This is a genomic window from Pseudomonas sp. CAN1, assembly GCF_030462585.1.
Classification (GTDB): domain Bacteria; phylum Pseudomonadota; class Gammaproteobacteria; order Pseudomonadales; family Pseudomonadaceae; genus Pseudomonas.
The window spans coordinates 13,408-32,490 of sequence record NZ_JASMRU010000014.1 but is presented as its reverse complement, the minus strand read 5'-3'; the positions used below and the strand labels follow the sequence as shown (position 1 = coordinate 32,490).

The following is a 19,083-nucleotide window of genomic DNA, read 5'->3' as shown; positions in this document are numbered from 1 at the left end:
ATCCGCCGGTACCCATATGGCGGATAACGCTGGCGCGTTATGCGCCCTACGGGGTTCTCCCTGTCCGTCCCCGTGCACTTGCGGCAATAAAAAACGGCGCCCGAAGGCGCCGTTTCTCGTGGAGCGTCAGCCGATCAGAGCGCCGACCAGCCGTCCATCTGGCCGCCCAGGTCGGCGGAGTGCTCGGACAGCAGCGCGGCGTAGCCGCTGATGTGCTCGTGGCTGAGCTCCATCACCGGGTAGGCCAGGACCTGCCAGGGCAGCTTGTCGTTGCCGTCGTACTCGGAGTACGCCACCTTCTGCCCGTTCTGCAGCAGCATGATGGCGAAGTCCAGGGCGGACTGCTCGTCCGGGAAGATCACCGCGAACTCCACCTCATGCTCGAGGGAGAGGTCTTCGCCGTCTTCCTGCAGGGCCCACAGGGCATCGCCGATTTCGTCTTCCGGGAAAAGCTGCTTGTCGCGGCTCATGTCACTGCTCCAATTCGATTTACAAAGTGCCCGGTGTGGGCACGCCCGCGCAGGATACCCGTCCTGCATGACAGATGCCGGAAAATCTCGTCGGCACCATCGCCGTTAGTGATGTTCACCATCACGGCCTTTCACTTCCGTGCTGGCCAGCGCAGCGCGAGGATGCATCCATCGGCCCTGCGCCCTCCCACATCGAGCCTGCGACCATGTCCCTGCACAGCCCCGACGCCGACTACCGCATCACCTACATCACCCTGGACGAAGTGCAGCTGCACTTCGAAACCGAGATCGCCGTTGCCGATGAAGACGGCGGTCTGGCCCTGGTCCAGGCGGCCACATCGCCGAGCGAACGCCGGGCGCTGCGCGAGCTGATCTGCCAGGAACACGAGCGCCAGGCCCTTGTAGCTTAGACCCTGAAAAGCAATTGCCCCGCGTGTGCGGGGCAATTGCGTCATGCTGGCTGGCTCACGCCTGCAACTGATTGCCGATGGGCAGCGTGCGGATGCGTTTGCCGGTCGCCGCGAACAGCGCGTTGGCCAGCGCCGGCGCCAGGGGCGGCACGCCGGGCTCACCGACACCGGTCGGCGGCTCGGCCGACGGCACGATGTGCACCTCAACCACCGGCATCTCGTTGATGCGCAACACCTGGAAGTCGTGGAAGTTGGACTGGTCGACCTTGCCGTCGGTGAGCGTGATGGCGCTGTGCAGCGCCGCCGACAGGGCGAAGCCGATGCCGCCTTCCATCTGCGCCCTGATCACATCCGGGTTGATCGCCAGGCCGCAATCCACCGCGCAGACCACGCGGTCCACCTTGAAGCTCTTGTCCGCCTTGTAGGTCACCTCCACCACCTGGGCAACGAAGCTGCCGAACGACTCATGCACGGCGATACCACGGCCGCGCTGCTCGCCATCCTTGCCCTTTTCCAGCGGCGCCAGCCAGTTTGCCCGCTGCGCCACCAGCTCCAGCGCGCCGCGATGCCGCGAGTGCTTCTCCAGCAGCTTGCGGCGGAACTCGTAGGGGTCCTGCCTGGCGGCGATGGCCGCTTCGTCCACCAGCGTCTCGGTGGAGAACGCCGTGTGGGTGTGGCCCACCGAACGCCACCACTGGGTCGGCACCGTGACGTTTTCCGCCAGCGCCTGCTCGACGCGCAGGTTGGGCACGGCGTACGGCAGGTCGGCGGCGCCCTCGACGGCGATCTTGTCGACACCGTCCTTGACCATGAACTTCTCGAACGGCGTGCCGACGATGAAGGACTGCCCCACCAGCCGCTGCTCCCAGCCCACCAGGTTGCCCTGGGCATCCACCGCCAGCCGAGCGCGGTGCAGGAAGGCCGGGCGGTAGTAGCCGGCGCGGGTGTCGTCCTCGCGGGTCCAGACCATCTTGATCGGCACCTTCACACCCTGCTCGCGGGCCGCCTTGGCGATGGCCACCGCCTCCAGCACGTAGTCCGAATGCGGGTTGGCACGGCGGCCGAAGCTGCCGCCGGCGTAAAGCTGGGTGATGCTCACCTGCTCGGGCGGCATGCCCAGCAGTTGCGCCACGGACATCTGGTCGCCGGTCTGCCACTGCTCGCCGTTCCAGATCTGGCAGCTGTCTTCCTTTAAGAAGACCACGCAGTTCAAAGGCTCCATGGCGGCATGGGCGAGATAGGGGAACTGGTATTCCGCTTCGATCAGGTGCGCCGGCTTCTCCAGCGCCTTGCCGATGTCCCCTTCGTTGCGCGCTACCAGGCCCGGCTTGCTGGCCATGTCGCGGTACTGGGCGAAGATTTCCTTGCTGCCCATCTTGAAGGCCTTGCTCTCGTCCCACTCGACCTGCAGCGCGTCACGACCCTGGCGCGCGGCCCAGGTGTTCTTCGCCAGCACCGCGACGCCGGCGAAACGTCGCTCGCTGCCGGGGAACTGCACCACGTCGACCACACCGGGCACGGCCTTGGCCTTGCTCGCATCGACCTTGCCCGGCACACCGCCGAAGCGCGGCGGGTGGGCGACCACGGCCACCAGCATGTCGGGCAGGTGCACGTCCTGGGTGAACTGCGCGGTGCCATCGGTCTTCGACGGGCTGTCCTTGCGCGGCAGCTTGACCTGGCCAATCAGCTTGAAGTCCTTCGGCTCCTTCAGCTTCACCTCTGCTGGCACCGGCTGCTTCGCCGCCGCCTCGGCCAGCTCACCGAAGCCAGCCTTGCGCCCGGAAGCCGGATGGCTGACGACGCCGTCGTGCACTTCGATCTGCGCCGCCGGCACCTTCCACTGCTCCGCCGCCGCGCCGACCAGCATGGCGCGGGCGCTGGCGCCGGCCTTGCGCATCTGTTCGAAGGAGTTGGCCATGGCGTTGCTGCCGCCGGTGCCCTGCAGGTTGCCGAAGGCCAGGTTGGCGTAGCGCTTGGCGTCAGCCGGGGCGCCTTCGACCTGCACGTGGCTCCAGTCGGCGTCCAGCTCCTCGGCCACCAGGGTGGCCAGGCCGGTGTAGCTGCCCTGGCCCATTTCCACGTGCTTGGCGATCACGGTAACGGTGCCATCCGGAGCGATGCGCACGAAGGCGTTGGCCTCGAAGTCGCTGGCCGCCTGGGCATCACCCAGCTTGCCCAGCAACGGAGCGAAGTAGATGCCCAGGGCCAGGCCGCCGGCCCCACGCAGGAAGCTGCGGCGGCTGACATTGAGGATGCTGCCGGCCTGGGCCGGTTGTTCGTCGAGTCGGGGTTCGAGCATGACTTCGTTCCTCAGGCCAGGGTCTGGGCGGCGTCGTGGATGGCCGCGCGGATCCGCGCATAGGTGGCGCAGCGGCAGATGTTGCCGCTCATGGCGGCGTCGATGTCGGCGTCGCTGGGCTGCTTGTTCGAAGCCAGCAGCGCGGTGGCCGACATGATCTGCCCGGACTGGCAATAGCCGCATTGCACCACGTCGAGCTTGCGCCACGCCTCCTGCACGGCCTTGCCGGCGGCCTGCTCGGCCACCGCCTCGATGGTGGTGATCTTCTTGCCGGCCACCGCCGCCAGCGGGGTCACGCAGGAGCGCGTCGGCTGTCCGTCGATGTGCACGGTGCAGGCGCCGCACAGCGCCATGCCGCAGCCGTACTTGGTGCCGGTCAGCCCGGCGATGTCGCGGATGGCCCAGAGCAGCGGCATCTCGCCGGGGGCGTCGAGCTCGTGGTCCTTGCCGTTCAGGTTCACGGTAATCATCTGGAAACTCACCTCTTGGGCTGGGTGATGGAAAGCGGGTTGTTGCATCGGGACGAAGCGCAGCCGCTCCGCACGCAATGGATTCAGCCTAGGCTCGGGCGCAGGCAGGTGGCGGGAAGATACGCGAGGGAAGTGCCGAGCGGTTTGCCTGGTTCTCCCCAGGCTTGCCTGATACTGCGGGGGTTGCAGCGTCGTATAGAAGGCTCTATTCCGGTGTTTTGCGAACACCCAGCATGGCTGCAGTGCCGGCGGTGAGCAATCGCGGACGGAGTCCGCTCCTACATGGGTTGGTGATACCGGAGCAGTCCTACACCGTACTTATCAGGAGCGTAGGAGCGGACTCCGTCCGCGATCGTTCCCAGGCCGCTCCGCAGCGCAACCACTGCTTCGCAGGCAACAAAAAAGCCACTCCGAAGAGTGGCTTTCTCAGCTACCGATGACGGATCACTCCGGCATCTTCATCACCACACGGCCGCCGCCCGGGCAGGTTTCCATGTAGTAGTTGGCATCGCGGTACTGGGCGAAGTCGAACACCCGATCGATGCTCGGCTTGAGCAGCTGGTCGGCGGTCATCTGGTTGATCGCGGTCAGCGCCCGTTGCACGGCTTCGTCGTTGCGGGTCAGGCCGATCTCCGGTTGCCCGGTGAAGTCCAGCACGCAGTGACGGTAGAACTGCAGGTGCTTCTTGAACGCCGCACAGGCCGGGAAGGCTGCGTCGTTGCCGCCATTGATGCCGTAGAGGATCAGCTTGCCGCGCGGGGCAGCCACGTCACCCAGCAGCTTCATCTGCGGGCCGGCGCACTGGTCGAGGACAATCTCCACGCCTTCACCCTTGGTGAAGCGCTCGACCTCCAGCACCAGGTCCTGCTCCTCGGTGTAGATGATCTTGTCCGCACCCAGGCCCTTCAGAAACTCGCGGGTTTCCTCGTGGCTGGTGGTGGCGATCACCTGGGCGCCGAGCGCCTTGGCCAGTTGCACCGCCTGCGGGGCGAGGCAATGACCGGCCTCGGTGATCAGCACGCGCTGGCCGGGCTTGATCTGCGCCAACTCCACCAGGGCGAAGTAGGAATACAGCAGGCCGGTATAGTGCACGGCAGCTTCGACCGGGGTCAGCACCTCGGGATAACGGGTCAGCGAGGTGCGCGGCACGATGACGTGGTCGCCCCAGGCCGGGTACAGGTTCGGCGAGTTTGCCGGGAAACTGGCCACCGCCACGCCGGGCTCGAGGTCTTCCACGCCCTCGCCCACGGCTTCGACGATGCCGGAGAGTTCATAGCCGATGCCCGCCGGCAGCTTGGCCTGATCCGGGGCGAGGTTCTGCCGCCAGAGCACGTCGCGCCAACTGACGCCCAATGCCTGGGTACGGACCAGCACTTCACCCGGCCCCGGCTGCGGGGTCGGCATTTCCTCGATCTTCAGGACCGAGGCGTCACCGAACTGGTGGAAACGGATCATGCGGGACATCACATACCTCGCCTTTGTAGTGCTTCATAGCCACGGACTCTATCCGGGCTTTGGGGGTGACGCCACCGTTCACCATTGATAATTGACATAAACGCCGATGATTCCGCCCGCCTTCCAAGCCTTGCCAGACGCGGCTGCAAGGCTCTGCGCCGGGGCTGTGCCGGGCGGTGCGGGGGGCGCCCTCTTAAAGAATCGGACCACACACCCAGGGCATGATTCTCATTAAAAAAGTGGAAATTGATCAAGGACTTATCTGACGGACTTGACTCAGGACACGCTCGGCCCCACTTTTCCCCCATCGCCAGGGAGTCCCTATGAACCGCAACGACCTACGCAAGGTTGACCTCAACCTGTTGATCGTTTTCGAGACGCTGATGCATGAACGCAGCGTGACCCGCGCCGCCGAGAAGCTGTTCCTCGGCCAGCCGGCGATCAGTGCGGCCCTGGCGCGCCTACGCGGTCTGTTCGACGATCCGCTGTTCGTGCGCACCGGGCGCAGCATGGAACCCACCGCGCGGGCGCAGGAAATCTTCGGCCACCTCTCGCCGGCACTGGACTCCATCTCCACCGCGCTAAGCCGCGCCGCCGACTTCGACCCGGCCACCAGCAAGGCGGTGTTCCGCATCGGCCTGTCCGATGACGTGGAGTTCGGCCTGCTGCCACCGCTGCTTCGCCGCCTGCGCTCCGAAGCGCCGGGTATCACCCTGGTGGTGCGCCGCGCCAACTACCTGCTGATGCCGCAGTTGCTGTCGTCCGGGGAAATCTCCGTAGGCGTCAGTTACACCGACGAGCTGCCGGCCAACGCCAAGCGCAAGACCCTGCGCCGTAGCACCTGGAAGATCCTGCGTGCCGACTCGATTCCCGGCGCGCTGACCCTCGATGACTACTGCGCGCGCCCGCACGCACTGGTGTCCTATGCCGGCGACCTGGACGGTTTCGTCGACCAGACCCTCGCCGAGATGGACCGCAAGCGCCAGGTAGTCCTGGCCGTGCCGCAGTTCGTCGGCCTCGCCCAGCTGCTGGCCGGCACCGACATCATCGCCACCGTGCCCGAATACGTGGCCCTGGCGCTGACCGCCGCGGGCGGCTTGCGCGCCGAGGAGCCGCCCTTCCCCACGCGCCTGGCCGAACTCTCCATGGTCTGGCGCGGCGCCCAGGACCAGGACCCGGCCGAGCGCTGGCTGCGTTCGCGGATCACCATGTTCGTGGGTGATCCGGATAGCCTCTGACGCCCGCAGCACGCTCAACTGTAGGGCGGATAACCTGGAACAGGTTATCCGCCGGCAACCCAGCGGCGGATAACGCCTGGGGCGTTATGCGCCCTACAACGCCCGAAGCGGCGCCAACCTGTAGGAGCGAGCTTGCTCGCGAACCCGCATGGCACGGCGCGTTGGGTGAAAAAGCTTCGCGAGCAAGCTCGCTCCTACAAAGAGCCCTTTCGGCCAAACGTCGGCGTGGAGCGATCCCCCTCACCCCAGCCCTCTCCCAAAGGGAGAGGGAGCTAAAAGCGGCAATCCCCGTGCCCACTCCTTCTATCTATTCCTGCGCATAGTGCAAAAGCATTTATCACTGTGCGTGATAATCAAAATCTGCTCGTTCGATTCGATCCTGCCAGCTCCCCCCCGCAGACTCCGCAACATCAGAAAAATCCTAAAACCAATTAGAACGCCGGAGTCTTTCCATGGAGCGAAATCTGAACACCTTGCGTATTCCGTTGGCGTTGGCCGCCGTGCTGGTTCTCAGCGCCTGCGGCAAGGGCCAGGAGGCGGCGCAGAACATGGCCACCCCCAAGGTCAGCGTGGCGGATGTCATCGAGCAACCGATCAACGAATGGGACGAGTTCACCGGCCGCCTGGAGGCTCCGGAGTCCGTCGAGCTGCGTCCGCGCGTCTCCGGCTACATCGACCGCGTTGCCTTCCGTGAAGGCGCGCTGGTGAAGAAAGGCGACCTGCTGTTCCAGATCGACCCGCGGCCGTTCCAGGCCGAGGTGCATCGCCTGGAAGCCCAGCTGCAACAGGCTCGCGCCAACCAGACCCGTACCGTCAACGAAGCTTCCCGCGGTGATCGCCTGCGCGCCACCAACGCCATTTCCGCGGAACTCGCCGACGCCCGCACCGCCGCCGCCACCGAGGCGAAAGCGGTGGTCGCCGCGACCCAGGCGGAACTGGACAACGCCCGCCTGAACCTGTCGTTCACCCAGGTCACCGCGCCCATCGACGGCCGCGTCTCGCGCGCCGAAGTCACCGCCGGCAACCTGGTGAACAGCGGCGAAAGCGTACTAACCACCCTGGTCTCCACCGACAAGGTCTACGCCTACTTCGACGCCGACGAGCGCGTCTACCTGAAGTACGTCGACCTGGCCCGCAAGGGTGGCCCGGACGCCCGCGGCACCAGCCCGGTGTACCTGGGCCTGACCGGTGAGGACGGCTTCCCCCACCAGGGCCGCCTGGACTTCCTCGACAACCAGGTCAACCCGAAGACCGGCACCATCCGTGGCCGCGCCGTGTTCGACAACGACGCCAACCAGTTCACCCCCGGCCTGTACGCCCGCATCAAGCTGGTCGGCAGCGGCACCTACCCCGCCGCGCTGATCAAGGACGAAGCGGTCGGCACCGACCTGGGCAAGAAGTTCGTGCTGGTGCTCGACAAGGACAGCAAGGTGCAATACCGCGGCATCGAGTTGGGCCCGAAACTCGAAGGCCTGCGCATCGTCCGCAGCGGCCTGGTGAAGGGTGACCGCATCGTGGTCAACGGCCTGCAACGGGTTCGCCCGGGCGCCCAGGTCGATGCCCAGGGTGTCGAGATGGCCAGCAAGGAAACCCTCGCCAACCTCGAAAGCCAGCGCCGTGCGCTGGAGAGCTTCGAGGCGCCGAAGGTCGCCGAGAAATCCTCCAAGCCGGGTGCGCCACGCGGCTGATCCCAACCCGTAATCCATGAACTGATGTACCAGGCCCTGTCCCACCAGGGCCTTGGGTGACCTTTGTCCCGGGTTTGGCGAACCGCAGCGTTCGCGACAGGAACCAGCCATGAACTTTTCGCAATTCTTCATCCAGCGGCCGATCTTCGCCGCCGTGCTCTCGCTGATCATCCTGATCGGCGGGGCCATCTCGCTGTTCCAGCTACCGATCAGCGAATACCCCGAAGTCGTGCCGCCCACCGTGGTGGTGCGCGCCAACTTCCCCGGCGCCAACCCCAAGGTGATCGGCGAGACCGTCGCCGCGCCGCTGGAACAGGCCATCACCGGCGTCGAGAACATGCTCTACATGTCCTCGCAGTCCACCGCCGACGGCAAGATGACCCTGACCATCACCTTCGCCCTGGGCACCGACCTGGACAACGCTCAGGTGCAGGTGCAGAACCGTGTGACCCGTACGCAGCCCAAGCTGCCCGAGGAAGTCACGCGGATCGGCATCACCGTCGACAAGGCCTCGCCCGACCTGACCATGGTCGTGCACCTGACCTCGCCGGATAACCGCTACGACATGCTCTACCTGTCCAACTACGCCATCCTCAACATCAAGGATGAGCTGGCACGCCTGGACGGCGTGGGCGACGTGCAGCTGTTCGGCATGGGCGACTACTCCCTGCGCGTCTGGCTGGACCCGAACAAGGTCGCCTCGCGCAACCTGACCGCCACCGACGTGGTCGCCGCGATCCGCGAGCAGAACCGCCAGGTCGCCGCCGGCTCCCTGGGCGCTCCGCCCTCGCCGAGCGACACCAGCTTCCAGCTGTCGATCAACACCCAGGGTCGCCTGGTCACCGAGGAAGAGTTCGAGAACATCATCATCCGCAGCGGCCCCGACGGCGAGATCACCCGCCTGAAGGACATCGCCCGCGTCGAGCTCGGCTCCAGCCAGTACGCCCTGCGCTCGCTGCTGGACAACCAGCCGGCGGTCGCCATCCCGATCTTCCAGCGTCCGGGCTCCAACGCCATCGCCATCTCCAACCTGGTGCGCGAGAAGATGGCCGAGCTGAAGAAGGACTTCCCGCAAGGCGTGGACTACTCCATCGTCTATGACCCGACCATCTTCGTGCGCGGCTCCATCGAGGCCGTGGTGCACACCCTGTTCGAAGCCCTGATCCTGGTGGTGCTGGTGGTCGTGCTGTTCCTGCAGACCTGGCGCGCCTCGATCATCCCGCTGGCCGCCGTGCCGGTATCGCTGATCGGCACCTTTGCGGTGATGCACGCCTTCGGCTTCTCGCTCAACGCGCTGTCGCTGTTCGGCCTGGTACTGGCCATCGGCATCGTGGTGGACGACGCCATCGTGGTGGTGGAAAACGTCGAGCGGAACATCGGGCTGGGGCTCACCCCCATCGAGGCGACCAAGCGCGCCATGAAGGAAGTGACCGGGCCGATCATCGCCACCGCGCTGGTGCTGTGCGCCGTGTTCATCCCCACCGCGTTCATCTCCGGCCTCACCGGGCAGTTCTACCGGCAGTTCGCCTTGACCATCGCGATCTCCACGGTGATCTCCGCGTTCAACTCGCTGACCCTGTCGCCGGCGCTGTCCGCCGTGCTGCTCAAGGGGCACCACGAGCCGAAGGACCGCTTCTCGGTACTGCTGGACAAGCTGCTGGGCGGCTGGCTGTTCCGTCCGTTCAACCGCTTCTTCGACCGTGCCAGCCATGGCTATGTCGGCACCGTCACCCGCGTGCTGCGTGGCAGCTCCATCGCGTTGCTGCTCTATGCGGGGCTGATCGGCCTGACCTACCTGGGCTTCTCCAGCACCCCCACCGGCTTCGTGCCGCAACAGGACAAGCAGTACCTGGTGGCCTTCGCGCAACTGCCCGACGCCGCCACGCTGGACCGCACCGAAGCGGTGATCAAGCGCATGTCGGAAATCGCCGGCAAGCACCCGGGCATCGAACACACCGTGTCCTTCCCCGGCCTGTCGATCAACGGTTTCACCAACAGCCCCAACAGCGGCATCGTCTTCACCCCGCTCAAGGACTTCAGCGAGCGTAAAGGCCCGGGCATGTCGGCCAACGAAATCGCCGCCGAGCTGAACAAGCAGTTCGCGGATATCCAGGACGCCTACATCGCGATCTTCCCGCCGCCTCCGGTACAGGGGCTGGGAACCATCGGCGGCTTCCGCCTGCAGATCGAGGACCGTGGCAACGCCGGTTACGAGGAGCTCTACGCACAGACCCAGAACATCCTCAACAAGGCCCGCGCGCTGCCGGAGCTGAACCCGATGTCGGTGTTCACCAGCTACCAGGTGAACGTCCCGCAGGTGGATGCCGCCATCGACCGCGAGAAGGCCAAGACCCACGGCGTGGCGATCAGCGACATCTTCGACACCCTGCAGGTCTACCTCGGCTCGCTGTACGCGAACGACTTCAACCGCTTCGGCCGCACCTACCAGGTGAACGTCCAGGGCGAGCAGCAGTTCCGTCTCGAACCCGAGCAGATCGGCCAGCTGAAGGTGCGCAACAACCTGGGTGAGATGGTCCCGCTGGCGACCTTCATCAAGATCAGCGACACCTCCGGCCCCGACCGCGTGATGCACTACAACGGCTTCATCACCGCCGAGATCAACGGTGCCGCCGCACCGGGCTACAGCTCCGGCCAGGCCGAGGCCGCCATCGAGCGCCTGCTCAAGCAGGAACTGCCCAATGGCATGACCTACGAATGGACCGAGCTGACCTACCAGCAGATCCTCGCCGGCAACTCCGCGATCTATGTGTTCCCGCTCTGCGTGCTGCTCGCCTTCCTGGTGCTGGCCGCGCTGTACGAAAGCTGGGGCCTGCCGCTGGCGGTGATCCTGATCGTGCCGATGACCCTGCTGTCGGCCATTGCGGGCGTGATCCTGTCCGGTGGCGACAACAACATCTTCACCCAGATCGGCCTGATCGTACTGGTGGGCCTGGCGTGCAAGAACGCGATCCTGATCGTCGAGTTCGCCAAGGACAAACAGGACGAAGGCATGGACCGCCTGAGCGCGGTACTGGAAGCCTGCCGCCTGCGTCTGCGGCCGATCCTGATGACCTCCATCGCCTTCATCATGGGCGTGGTGCCCCTGGTGCTGTCGTCCGGCGCCGGCGCCGAAATGCGCCATGCCATGGGTGTCGCGGTGTTCTCCGGGATGCTCGGCGTGACCTTCTTCGGCCTGCTGCTGACTCCGGTCTTCTATGTGCTGATCCGCCGCTTCATGGAAGCCCGTGAAGCGAAGAAACAAGAGCAGCAAGCGCGCATCGCCCAGAGCCAACCTAACAACAGCGAGGCCCACCAGGCATGAGCGTCATGACCATCCGTGCGGTAAGCAAGAGTGCCGTGAAACTGTTCGTCCCTTCCCTGCTCGCGCTGACCCTCAGCGCGTGCATGGTCGGCCCCGACTACCACAAGCCGGACACCGCGCCGGCCCAGCTGGACAGCAACGCCCAGGCGCAGAACTACGACCGCAATCGCTTCGAAGATGCCTGGTGGAAGCAGTTCGACGACCCGGTGCTGACCCAGCTGGTCGAGCAGTCCCTCAAGGAAAACCGCGAGCTGCGCGTGGCTTATGCCCGCGTGCTGGCTTCGCGGGCGATCCGCGATGACGTTGCCAATGACCGCTTCCCCACGGTCACCAGCCGCGCCGAAGGCCAGGTCGGCAAGGGCCAGGTGCCCGGCCAGACCGAGGACCGGGTCAACCAGGAACGCTACGACCTGGGCCTGGACATGATCTGGGAAGTCGACCTGTTCGGCCGCGTGCGGCGCCAGCTGGAATCCAGCGACGCGCAGAGCGAAGCCATAGTCGCCGACCTGCAACAGCTGCAGGTCAGCCTGATCGCCGAGCTGGCCGATGCCTACGGGCAACTGCGTGGTGCGCAACTGCGCGAGAGCATCGCCAAGAGCAACCTGGACAACCAGCGCGAGTCCCGCGACCTGACCATCCAGCTGCGCGACGCTGGGGTCGGCAGCGAGCTGGACGTGCAGCGTGCCGAAGCGCGCCTGGCCGCCACCGAAGCCAGCGTGCCGCAACTGCAGGCCGAGGAAGTGCGCCAGCGCAACCGCATCGCCACCCTCCTCGGCCAGCGCCCGGACGCGCTGAGCGTGGACCTGTCGCCGAAGAAGCTGCCGGCCATCGCCAAGGCCCTGCCGATTGGCGATCCGGGCGAGTTGCTGCGCCGCCGGCCGGACGTCGCTTCCGCCGAACGCCGCCTGGCTGCTGCGACAGCCGACGTAGGCGTGGCCACTGCCGACCTGTTCCCGAAAGTCAGCCTTGGCGGCTTCCTCGGCTACACCGCTGGCCGTGGCTCGCAGATCGGCTCGTCCGCCGCCAGTGCCTGGGGCGTGGCCCCGAGCATCACCTGGGCGGCCTTCGACCTGGGCAGCGTGCGGGCTCGCCTGCGCGCCTCCAAGGCCGATGCCGACGGCGCCCTGGCGACCTATGAGCAGCAGGTCCTGCTGGCCCTGGAAGAGTCATCGAACGCCTTCAGCGACTACGGCAAACGTCAGCAGCGCCTGGTGTCGCTGGTGCGCCAGTCCGAAGCCAGCCGCAACGCCGCGCAACAGGCCGGCCTGCAATACCGCGAAGGCACCGTGGACTTCCTCAACCTGCTGGACGCCGAGCGCGAACAGCTGGCCGCCGAGGATGCCCAGGCCCTGGCGGAAGTCGACGTGTATCGCGGCATCGTAGCGATCTACAAGGCCCTTGGCGGCGGCTGGCAGCCGACGCCGGCGGCCTGATCGGTCCTCCCCGGTCGGGAAGCTCCCGACCTTCTGGCCCTGCGGTCTGACGCTCCGGACCGCGGGGCTTTTTTATGCCCGACAAGTGCCGATGCCAGGCGCCCTAGCGCCTCCCACATACTGGGATTCTCTTAAATCTGTCAGATACTTAGATCTTGATCAGTATTTTCCGATAGCAATAGAAAATAAGCTGAACCCTGTTCGAATTCAGAATCCACTGACGCCAAAATCCAGGGAAGTCAGTTCAGTGCCCAGCTCCAAGGTCGAAAGCATTCCACCTCCCGCCAACGATGCCGAACTCTGCGCGTTGCTTCACGGCGTGCAGCGCGGCGACGTTCTCCATCCGCAACTGAAGCTGCTCCTGGTTCATCTCGGCTTCGCCGAATTCAGAAACCTGCATCTAGCCCTGACGGCCAAGGGCCGCCACCTGGTGGAGACCGAGCCTTGGGTCGGGCTGCTGGTGCCGCTATGATCCGCAGCGGCTTGCCAGGGATCAAAGGAGTTCTGCCCGCCCCTGGCCTAGAATTTCGCTATCGGATACTTCAGACAAGGATTCGCCATGGACGCCACCGCCCACTTCATCCCCCTGGACCCTACGTCCCTCTTCATCACCCTCGCCATCATCGTCTTCGGGATGTTCATGCTGGGTATCGGCTTCACCCTGCGGCAACGAGGCCTGGGGGTATTCCTGATGTGGGTCGGCACGCTGAGCATGCTGTCGATCATTACCTACCGGATCTACATCGCCACTTCCGTGTAGCAATGCAGGTAAAAAAATGGCGCCTGCGAGGCGCCATTTTCGTTTCAGGCAGTCTCAGCGCTGCATGGCCCGCGCATAACCTCTGGGCGAGAAGCGCAGTGTCACGCCCAGCATCAGCACCACCGACACCGCCAGCAGGACCCAGGACGCCTGGAAGCTGCCGGTGCTGTCACGCAGCCAGCCGGTGACGTAGGGCACGATGCCGGTGACGATGAAGCCGATGCCCTGCACGAAGGCCGCCAGGCGTCCGGCCGCGCCGGCGTCGGCGAGGTGGTCGAGGGTCAGGGTCAGGCTCAGGGCGAAGCAGGCGCCCAGGCCGTAGCCGATCAGCGCCACCCAGATGCCCGACAGGTGCAGTGGTGCCGAGATCAATCCGATAAAGCCGGCGAGCTGGATCAGCAGGCAGACGCACAGCCAGCCGCGACGGTCCAGCGAGCGACGGATCAGCAGCGGGATGGTCAGCGCGGCGATCACCTGGAAAATGGTCATCAGGCCGATCAGCTGGCCGCTGGCCTGGGCCGTCCAGCCGAGCTGGCGGTAGTACACCGGCAGCCAGGCCACCATGCTGGTGTAGCCGCCGTTGATCAGGCCGAAGTACAGGGCCAGCAGCCAGGCGCGGCGGCTGCCGAAATAGTGCTGCACCTTCTGCCTGGGCGGCGCTGCAACCGGCGTCTCCCGCGGGCGCGCCACGGACCACAGCAGCAGGCCGACGACGGCCAGCAGCAGCCAGGCGCCGAGGCCGTCCTGCCAGCGGTGGAAGTGTTCGGATACCACCGGCGCCAGCACTGCCGCGCTGCCGCCGCCAGCCATCAGCGAGGCCGAGTAGAGGCCCATGGCAGACGGCACCTTGTGCGGGAACCAGCGCTTGATCACGCCGGGCACGAATGCCTGGATCACCGCCACGCCGCAGCCGGCCAGCACCGCGCTGGCGATCAGGGCGAAGCCACTGTCCAGCAGCAGTCGCCAGAAGCACGCCGCGCCGATGGCCAGCAGGCCGAGCACCATGCCGCGGCTCTCGCCCAGGCGCGGGCCAACCCAGGGCAGGCCCAGGGCGAACAGCCCCATGCACAGCACCGGCAGCACCGTCAGCATCGACAGGCCCTGGAAGCCGAGGCCGGTGGCGTCGTGGATATCGGCCAGCAGTGGGCCGATGGAGGTGAGGATCGGCCGCAGGTTGATGCCCAGCGCGACTATCACCAGCAGACCGATCCAGCCGGCGTGGCTGCTCTGCCCCGCCGCTTCGCCCTGCGCCGGCATGGCCATGCCGCGACTCACGAGCGGTGCTCCTGCCAATGGTTGTAGAGCCCTTCTTCACCGCTCGGGCGCAACGGCCGCAGCGGCACCGCCTGCCATTGCGGCGGCTGGGTCATCTGCTGGTAGACGGCGGCGGTCGACAAGCCGAAAGGCTCGCCATCGTCATTGGAGTAGGCGAAGTACGCGCCCTCCACGCCGCACAGGTGCATGGCCGCCAGGCACATCGGGCACGGATGGCCGCTGGCGTAGATCACGCAGCCGTCCAGCCGCGACAGGCCCAGCACCGCCGAGGCGCGGCGGATCGCCAGCAGCTCGGCGTGGGCGGTGGGGTCGAAATCCAGGTGGATGGAATTGGCGGCGCGGGCGATCACCCGGCCGTCCTTGACCAGCACGGCGCCGAACGGGCGGCCGCCGGCCTCGATGTTGCCGCGGGCCAGTTGCAGGGCCTCGCGCATGAAGACTTCGTGTGACATGGCAGTTTCCAGCGAATCGGTTCGATCAATGCGCGCCGGCCACTTCCAGCATCCTGGCGATGGTGGTCTGGTTGCGCTGGCGGGCGTGTTGCAGCGGCGTGACGCCGTCGTTGTCGGCCAGGTTCAGGTTTGCCCCGGCTTCTATGAGTTGCTTGACGATGGCCTGGTGACGCGGGCCGCCGTCGCTGAGCAGGATGGCTTCGAGCAGCCCGGTCCAGCCCAGCTTGTTGATGTGATCCGGATCGACGCCGGCCTTGAGCAGCGTCGCCACCACTTCCACATGGCCGCGCTCGCAAGCCGGGATCAGCGCCGTGCCGCCATAGCGGTTGGTGCTGCGCAGGTCGGCGCCGTGGGCCAGGGTCAGTTGGAGGATGTCCAGGCGCCCCGCCGCACCGGCCAGCAGGTAGGCGCTGTCGTGGATGCGGTTCTGTCGGTTGACGTCGGCTCCGGCGGCCATCAGCCGTCGCGCGACTTCCACACGGTTCTGCGCGGTGGCCAGCAGCAGCGGCGTATTGCCCTGCCCGTCGGTCACGTCCACCGGCACGCCGCGCTTGAGCAGGGCCGAAACCTCGGTTTCGCGGCCGTCGCTGGCGGCGTTCAGCAGCGCGTCTGCGGCAGCACGGCTGTGCACGTCCTCGGTCTGGATGGTCGGCTCCGTCTGCATAGTCGGCATGTCCATGGGCGCTCCCCCGTGATGGCTGTCGTGCCTCGAATCAACGCCGCCAGTATGACGAAGGGATGTTCTATGCTGAAATTAAATAGAAACATGACTTTCAGTGGGAAACACAATGCTCGACCCCAACCTGCTGCGCAGCTTCGTGATGGTGGTGGACGCCGGCAACTTCACCCGCGCGGCCGAACTGCTGCATCTCACCCAGTCCACCGTCAGCCAGCAGATCCTGCGCCTGGAGCAGAGCCTGGACTGCCGCCTGCTGGACCGCAGCCAGCGCCAGGTGCTGCCCACCGAACAGGGCGAGCAGCTGCTGGGCTACGCGCGGCGCATCCTCGAACTGGGCTCGGAGGCGCGCGAGGCGCTGAGCAGCGAGCACAGCGAGGGCGTGCTGCGCCTGGGCATGCCGGAGGACTTCGCCGGCGAACGGATGATGCCGCTGCTGGCCGCTTTCAGCGCCGAGCGTCCACGGCTGCGCCTGGAAGTCTCCAGCGGCCTCAGCCAGGAACTGCTGCGCCAGTACCGCAGCGGCGAGCTAGACCTGGCGCTGGTCAAGCAATGGGGTGCTGACAGCGACTGCCTCGCCCACTGGCCAGAACCGCTGGCCTGGCAGGACAGCGCCGCCACCCCCGCCGCCGCGCGTGACCCGCTGCCGCTGGTGGTGTTCCCGCTGGGCGCGCTGTACCGCCAGGAGATGATCCACGCCCTGGAAGCCAGCGGTCGGCGCTGGCGCATCAGCTACAGCAGCGCCAGCCTGGCAAGTCTTTCAGCGGCGGTGGCGGCCGGCATGGGCGTCAGCCTGCTGCCCCTGCGTGGGCGCCACGAAGGCCACCGCGTGCTGAGCGCCGAGGACGGCTTCGCGCCGATCGAGGGGCTGGAGCTGGCGCTCTACGCGCGCCCGGAACTGGGCAGCGCCGGGCGCAGCCTGTGCGAGCAGCTGCGCGACCTGTGCACGCAGCTGGCCGCGCTACCCGCAGAGGCCTGAGGATCAGGCCGGGGCAGTCAGGCTATCGAGGAACTGCTCGGCCGGCACCGGCTTGCCGAGCAGGAAACCCTGCAGCGAATCGCAGCCCAGGCGGGTGAGGAAGCTCTGCTGGCCGGAGGTTTCCACGCCTTCGGCGACGATGCGCAAATCCAGCGCCTGGCCGAGGGCAACGATGGCCGAGACGATGGCGGCGTCGTCGCTGTCCTGCTCCAGGTCGCGGACGAAGCCGCGGTCGATCTTCAGCTCATTGGCCGGCAGGCGCTTCAGATAAAGCAGGCTGGAGTAGCCAGTGCCGAAATCGTCGATGGACAGGTCAACGCCCATGTCCGACAGCCTGCCGAGGATTTCCAGGCTGGAGTCGGCGTCGCGCATGGCGGTGGTCTCGGTGATTTCCAGGGTCAGGCAGCGCGCCGGCAACTGGTGGCGTTCCAGTGCGTCGGCCACCGAATCCACCAGCGCGGCATGGCAGAACTGCAGCGCCGACAGGTTCACCGCCACCCGCCAGCTTTCGCGGCCCTGCAGGTACCACAGGCGCATCTGCCGGCAGGCCTCGTCCAGCACCCAGTCACCGATGGGGATGATCAGCCCGGTGCGCTCGGCCAGGGCGATGAAGGTGTCGGGCATCAGCAGACCGCGCTGCGGATGCTGCCAGCGCAGCAGCGCCTCGGCGCCGATGGGCTCGCCGCTGGCGGAAAACTTGGGCTGGTAGTGCAGGACGAACTCGCGGCGATCCAGCGCGGCGCGCAGGTCGTGCAGCAGCTGCAGGTGATTGCGCGCGTTGGTGTTCATCGATTGCTCGAAGAAGCTATAGCCGTTCTTGCCGTTGCCCTTGGCGTGGTACATCGCCGCGTCGGCATTGCGCAGCAGTTCGTGCTGGCTGGCACCGTCGCCGGGGTAGACCACGATGCCGATGCTGGCGGCAATGCGCAGCTCCTGCCCGGCCACCTGGAACGGCTGGGCCAGCAGGCTGATCTGCTGGCCGGCGACGGTCACCGCGTCCTCGGCTTCGGCCAGCTCGGCGAGCACCACGAACTCGTCGCCGCCGATGCGCGCCACGGTGTCTTCGCTGCGCAGGCTGTCGCGCAGGCGCAGGGCCACCGACTTGAGCAGCAGGTCGCCGACGTGGTGGCCGAAGGCATCGTTGACCGGCTTGAAGCCGTCGAGGTCGAGAAACATCAGCGCGAAATGCCCGCCGTTGCGCTGCACCTTGCCGATCATCTGTTCGATGCGGTCTTCCAGCAGGATGCGGTTGGGCAGGCGCGTGAGGTTGTCGTGCAGGGCCAGCTGGGTCAGCTCCTGGTTGGCCTGCGCCAGCGACGAGGTGAGCTGCGCGGTGCGCGACTCCAGGCGCGCATCCAGCACCGAGGTGAGCAGCGCGATGCCGATCACCGCCAAGGTGACAATGATGATCAGCAGCGCCAGCCAGTCGCTGTTCAGCCCGCTGGGAGAGGCGCCACAGAAGCTGCCTTCGGGGAAGCGCGCGGCGGCCATGCCGGTGTAGTGCATGCCGACGATGGCCACGCCCATCACCAGCGCCGCGCCACCACGAGCCAGGCGCACGTAGGGCGTGTTCTGCCGCAGCTTGAAGGCGATCCACAACGCGGCGCCCGAAGCCGCCACGGCAATCAACAAGGACAGGCCGAACAGCGCCGGGTCGTAGTCGATGCCCGGCTGCATCAGCATCGCGTACATGCCCAGGTAGTGCATGCAGCTGATCCCGGCGCCCATGGCCAGTGCGCCGCAGAGCAATTGCCAGAGCGGCAGGCGATCCTGGCTGACCAGCGCCAGGGCGAAGCCCGAGCTGAGCACGGCGATGGCCAGCGACAGCAGGGTCAGGGTGAGGTCGTAGCCCAGCGKGATGGGCAGGCTGAAGGCGAGCATGCCGATGAAGTGCATCGACCACACGCCGATGCCCATGGCCACCCCGCCGCCGCCGATCCACAGCAGCACCGGCCAGCCGCGGGTGGTTGCGATGCGCCCGGCCAGGTCCAGTGCGGTGTAGGACGCCAGCATGGCGACGCACAGGGAAATCAGGACCAGGGAGGGATCGTAACTACCGGTAAGCATGGGGACTCTCTGAGCAAGGCGCGGGCTAAGCAAGGCGCGGGCTGCAAGACTGCGCGCAAAAGTCCCCGATTTTAGCGAAATCTCAGGGG

The 19,083-nt window shown here is 66.4% G+C and carries 16 protein-coding genes; 8 read left to right on the top strand and 8 right to left on the bottom strand.

Going from position 1 to position 19,083, the window contains the following annotated elements:
* Positions 1-134: 134 nt before the first annotated feature.
* Positions 135-470: a ribonuclease E inhibitor RraB gene (locus tag QO207_RS18475; protein ID WP_024762270.1), complete on the bottom strand. Its 336-nt coding sequence runs from the start codon at positions 468-470 to the stop codon at positions 135-137.
* Between the two features lie 206 nt (positions 471-676).
* Between QO207_RS18475 and ptrC the strand changes: the two genes are divergently transcribed.
* On the top strand, positions 677-880 hold the full coding sequence (gene ptrC / locus QO207_RS18470; protein WP_301533773.1) for a type III secretion system co-regulatory protein PtrC: 204 nt from the start codon (positions 677-679) through the stop codon (positions 878-880).
* A 55-nt stretch (positions 881-935) separates the two neighbouring features.
* Here the strand turns inward: ptrC and QO207_RS18465 are convergent, their stop codons facing one another.
* From QO207_RS18465 to QO207_RS18455, 3 genes are all read right to left on the bottom strand, one after another.
* Positions 936-3,179, bottom strand: coding sequence for a xanthine dehydrogenase family protein molybdopterin-binding subunit (locus tag QO207_RS18465; RefSeq protein ID WP_301533772.1), 2,244 nt, complete (start codon positions 3,177-3,179; stop codon positions 936-938).
* 11 nt (positions 3,180-3,190) lie between these two features.
* On the bottom strand, positions 3,191-3,649 hold the full coding sequence (locus QO207_RS18460) for a (2Fe-2S)-binding protein (RefSeq protein WP_301533771.1): 459 nt from the start codon (positions 3,647-3,649) through the stop codon (positions 3,191-3,193).
* A gap of 444 nt (positions 3,650-4,093) precedes the next feature.
* Complete coding sequence (locus QO207_RS18455) at positions 4,094-5,113, bottom strand: zinc-dependent alcohol dehydrogenase family protein (RefSeq protein ID WP_081516799.1); 1,020 nt, start codon at positions 5,111-5,113, stop codon at positions 4,094-4,096.
* Between the two features lie 314 nt (positions 5,114-5,427).
* Here QO207_RS18455 and QO207_RS18450 point away from each other — a divergent pair, with 314 nt between their 5' ends.
* From QO207_RS18450 to QO207_RS18425, 6 genes are all read left to right on the top strand, one after another.
* Complete coding sequence (locus QO207_RS18450) at positions 5,428-6,342, top strand: LysR family transcriptional regulator (protein ID WP_017517481.1); 915 nt, start codon at positions 5,428-5,430, stop codon at positions 6,340-6,342.
* 452 nt (positions 6,343-6,794) lie between these two features.
* Positions 6,795-8,030, top strand: a complete 1,236-nt coding sequence (gene mexE / locus QO207_RS18445) for a multidrug efflux RND transporter periplasmic adaptor subunit MexE (RefSeq protein WP_301533770.1) — start codon at positions 6,795-6,797, stop codon at positions 8,028-8,030.
* A gap of 109 nt (positions 8,031-8,139) precedes the next feature.
* The gene (locus tag QO207_RS18440; RefSeq protein WP_253453842.1) at positions 8,140-11,352 is read left to right on the top strand and encodes an efflux RND transporter permease subunit; all 3,213 of its coding nucleotides are present in this window, start codon (positions 8,140-8,142) and stop codon (positions 11,350-11,352) included.
* Entirely contained in the window at positions 11,349-12,785 is a 1,437-nt protein-coding gene (locus QO207_RS18435) for an efflux transporter outer membrane subunit (RefSeq protein WP_301533769.1), read from the top strand. Before QO207_RS18440 ends, QO207_RS18435 begins: the two co-directional genes overlap by 4 nt.
* Positions 12,786-13,032: 247 nt before the next feature.
* Entirely contained in the window at positions 13,033-13,257 is a 225-nt protein-coding gene (locus tag QO207_RS18430) for a hypothetical protein (protein WP_301533768.1), read from the top strand.
* 87 nt (positions 13,258-13,344) lie between these two features.
* Positions 13,345-13,545, top strand: coding sequence for a hypothetical protein (locus QO207_RS18425; RefSeq protein ID WP_301533767.1), 201 nt, complete (start codon positions 13,345-13,347; stop codon positions 13,543-13,545).
* A gap of 54 nt (positions 13,546-13,599) precedes the next feature.
* Here QO207_RS18425 and QO207_RS18420 read toward each other — a convergent pair whose 3' ends face one another.
* The 3 genes from QO207_RS18420 to QO207_RS18410 are packed head-to-tail and all read right to left on the bottom strand — an operon-like array spanning position 13,600 to position 15,936.
* Positions 13,600-14,808, bottom strand: coding sequence for a CynX/NimT family MFS transporter (locus QO207_RS18420; protein WP_301533870.1), 1,209 nt, complete (start codon positions 14,806-14,808; stop codon positions 13,600-13,602).
* 8 nt (positions 14,809-14,816) lie between these two features.
* Positions 14,817-15,272 carry a nucleoside deaminase gene (locus QO207_RS18415; RefSeq protein ID WP_301533766.1) on the bottom strand — a complete coding sequence of 152 codons (456 nt, stop codon included), beginning with the start codon at positions 15,270-15,272 and terminating at the stop codon, positions 14,817-14,819.
* A 25-nt stretch (positions 15,273-15,297) separates the two neighbouring features.
* Entirely contained in the window at positions 15,298-15,936 is a 639-nt protein-coding gene (locus QO207_RS18410) for an ankyrin repeat domain-containing protein (protein WP_301533869.1), read from the bottom strand.
* A 124-nt stretch (positions 15,937-16,060) separates the two neighbouring features.
* Between QO207_RS18410 and QO207_RS18405 the strand changes: the two genes are divergently transcribed.
* A complete protein-coding gene (locus QO207_RS18405) occupies positions 16,061-16,927 on the top strand; it encodes a LysR substrate-binding domain-containing protein (protein WP_301533765.1) in 867 nt (288 codons plus the stop codon).
* A gap of 3 nt (positions 16,928-16,930) precedes the next feature.
* Here QO207_RS18405 and QO207_RS18400 read toward each other — a convergent pair whose 3' ends face one another.
* A complete protein-coding gene (locus QO207_RS18400) occupies positions 16,931-19,027 on the bottom strand; it encodes a putative bifunctional diguanylate cyclase/phosphodiesterase (protein WP_367620477.1) in 2,097 nt (698 codons plus the stop codon).
* Positions 19,028-19,083 lie beyond the last annotated feature (56 nt).

Excerpts from the sequence above, each read along its gene's own strand:
- QO207_RS18425 (WP_301533767.1), top strand. The coding sequence starts at position 13,345 with ATGGACGCCACCGCCCACTTCATCCCCCTGGACCCTACGTCCCTCTTC.
- ptrC (WP_301533773.1), top strand. The coding sequence starts at position 677 with ATGTCCCTGCACAGCCCCGACGCCGACTACCGCATCACCTACATCACC.
- QO207_RS18455 (WP_081516799.1), bottom strand. The coding sequence starts at position 5,113 with ATGTCCCGCATGATCCGTTTCCACCAGTTCGGTGACGCCTCGGTCCTG.
- QO207_RS18420 (WP_301533870.1), bottom strand. The coding sequence starts at position 14,808 with ATGGCCATGCCGGCGCAGGGCGAAGCGGCGGGGCAGAGCAGCCACGCC.
- QO207_RS18475 (WP_024762270.1), bottom strand. The coding sequence starts at position 470 with ATGAGCCGCGACAAGCAGCTTTTCCCGGAAGACGAAATCGGCGATGCC.
- QO207_RS18415 (WP_301533766.1), bottom strand. The coding sequence starts at position 15,272 with ATGTCACACGAAGTCTTCATGCGCGAGGCCCTGCAACTGGCCCGCGGC.
- QO207_RS18435 (WP_301533769.1), top strand. The coding sequence starts at position 11,349 with ATGAGCGTCATGACCATCCGTGCGGTAAGCAAGAGTGCCGTGAAACTG.
- QO207_RS18405 (WP_301533765.1), top strand. The coding sequence starts at position 16,061 with ATGCTCGACCCCAACCTGCTGCGCAGCTTCGTGATGGTGGTGGACGCC.
- mexE (WP_301533770.1), top strand. The coding sequence starts at position 6,795 with ATGGAGCGAAATCTGAACACCTTGCGTATTCCGTTGGCGTTGGCCGCC.
- QO207_RS18440 (WP_253453842.1), top strand. The coding sequence starts at position 8,140 with ATGAACTTTTCGCAATTCTTCATCCAGCGGCCGATCTTCGCCGCCGTG.
- QO207_RS18410 (WP_301533869.1), bottom strand. The coding sequence starts at position 15,936 with ATGCAGACGGAGCCGACCATCCAGACCGAGGACGTGCACAGCCGTGCT.
- QO207_RS18465 (WP_301533772.1), bottom strand. The coding sequence starts at position 3,179 with ATGCTCGAACCCCGACTCGACGAACAACCGGCCCAGGCCGGCAGCATC.
- QO207_RS18460 (WP_301533771.1), bottom strand. The coding sequence starts at position 3,649 with ATGATTACCGTGAACCTGAACGGCAAGGACCACGAGCTCGACGCCCCC.
- QO207_RS18450 (WP_017517481.1), top strand. The coding sequence starts at position 5,428 with ATGAACCGCAACGACCTACGCAAGGTTGACCTCAACCTGTTGATCGTT.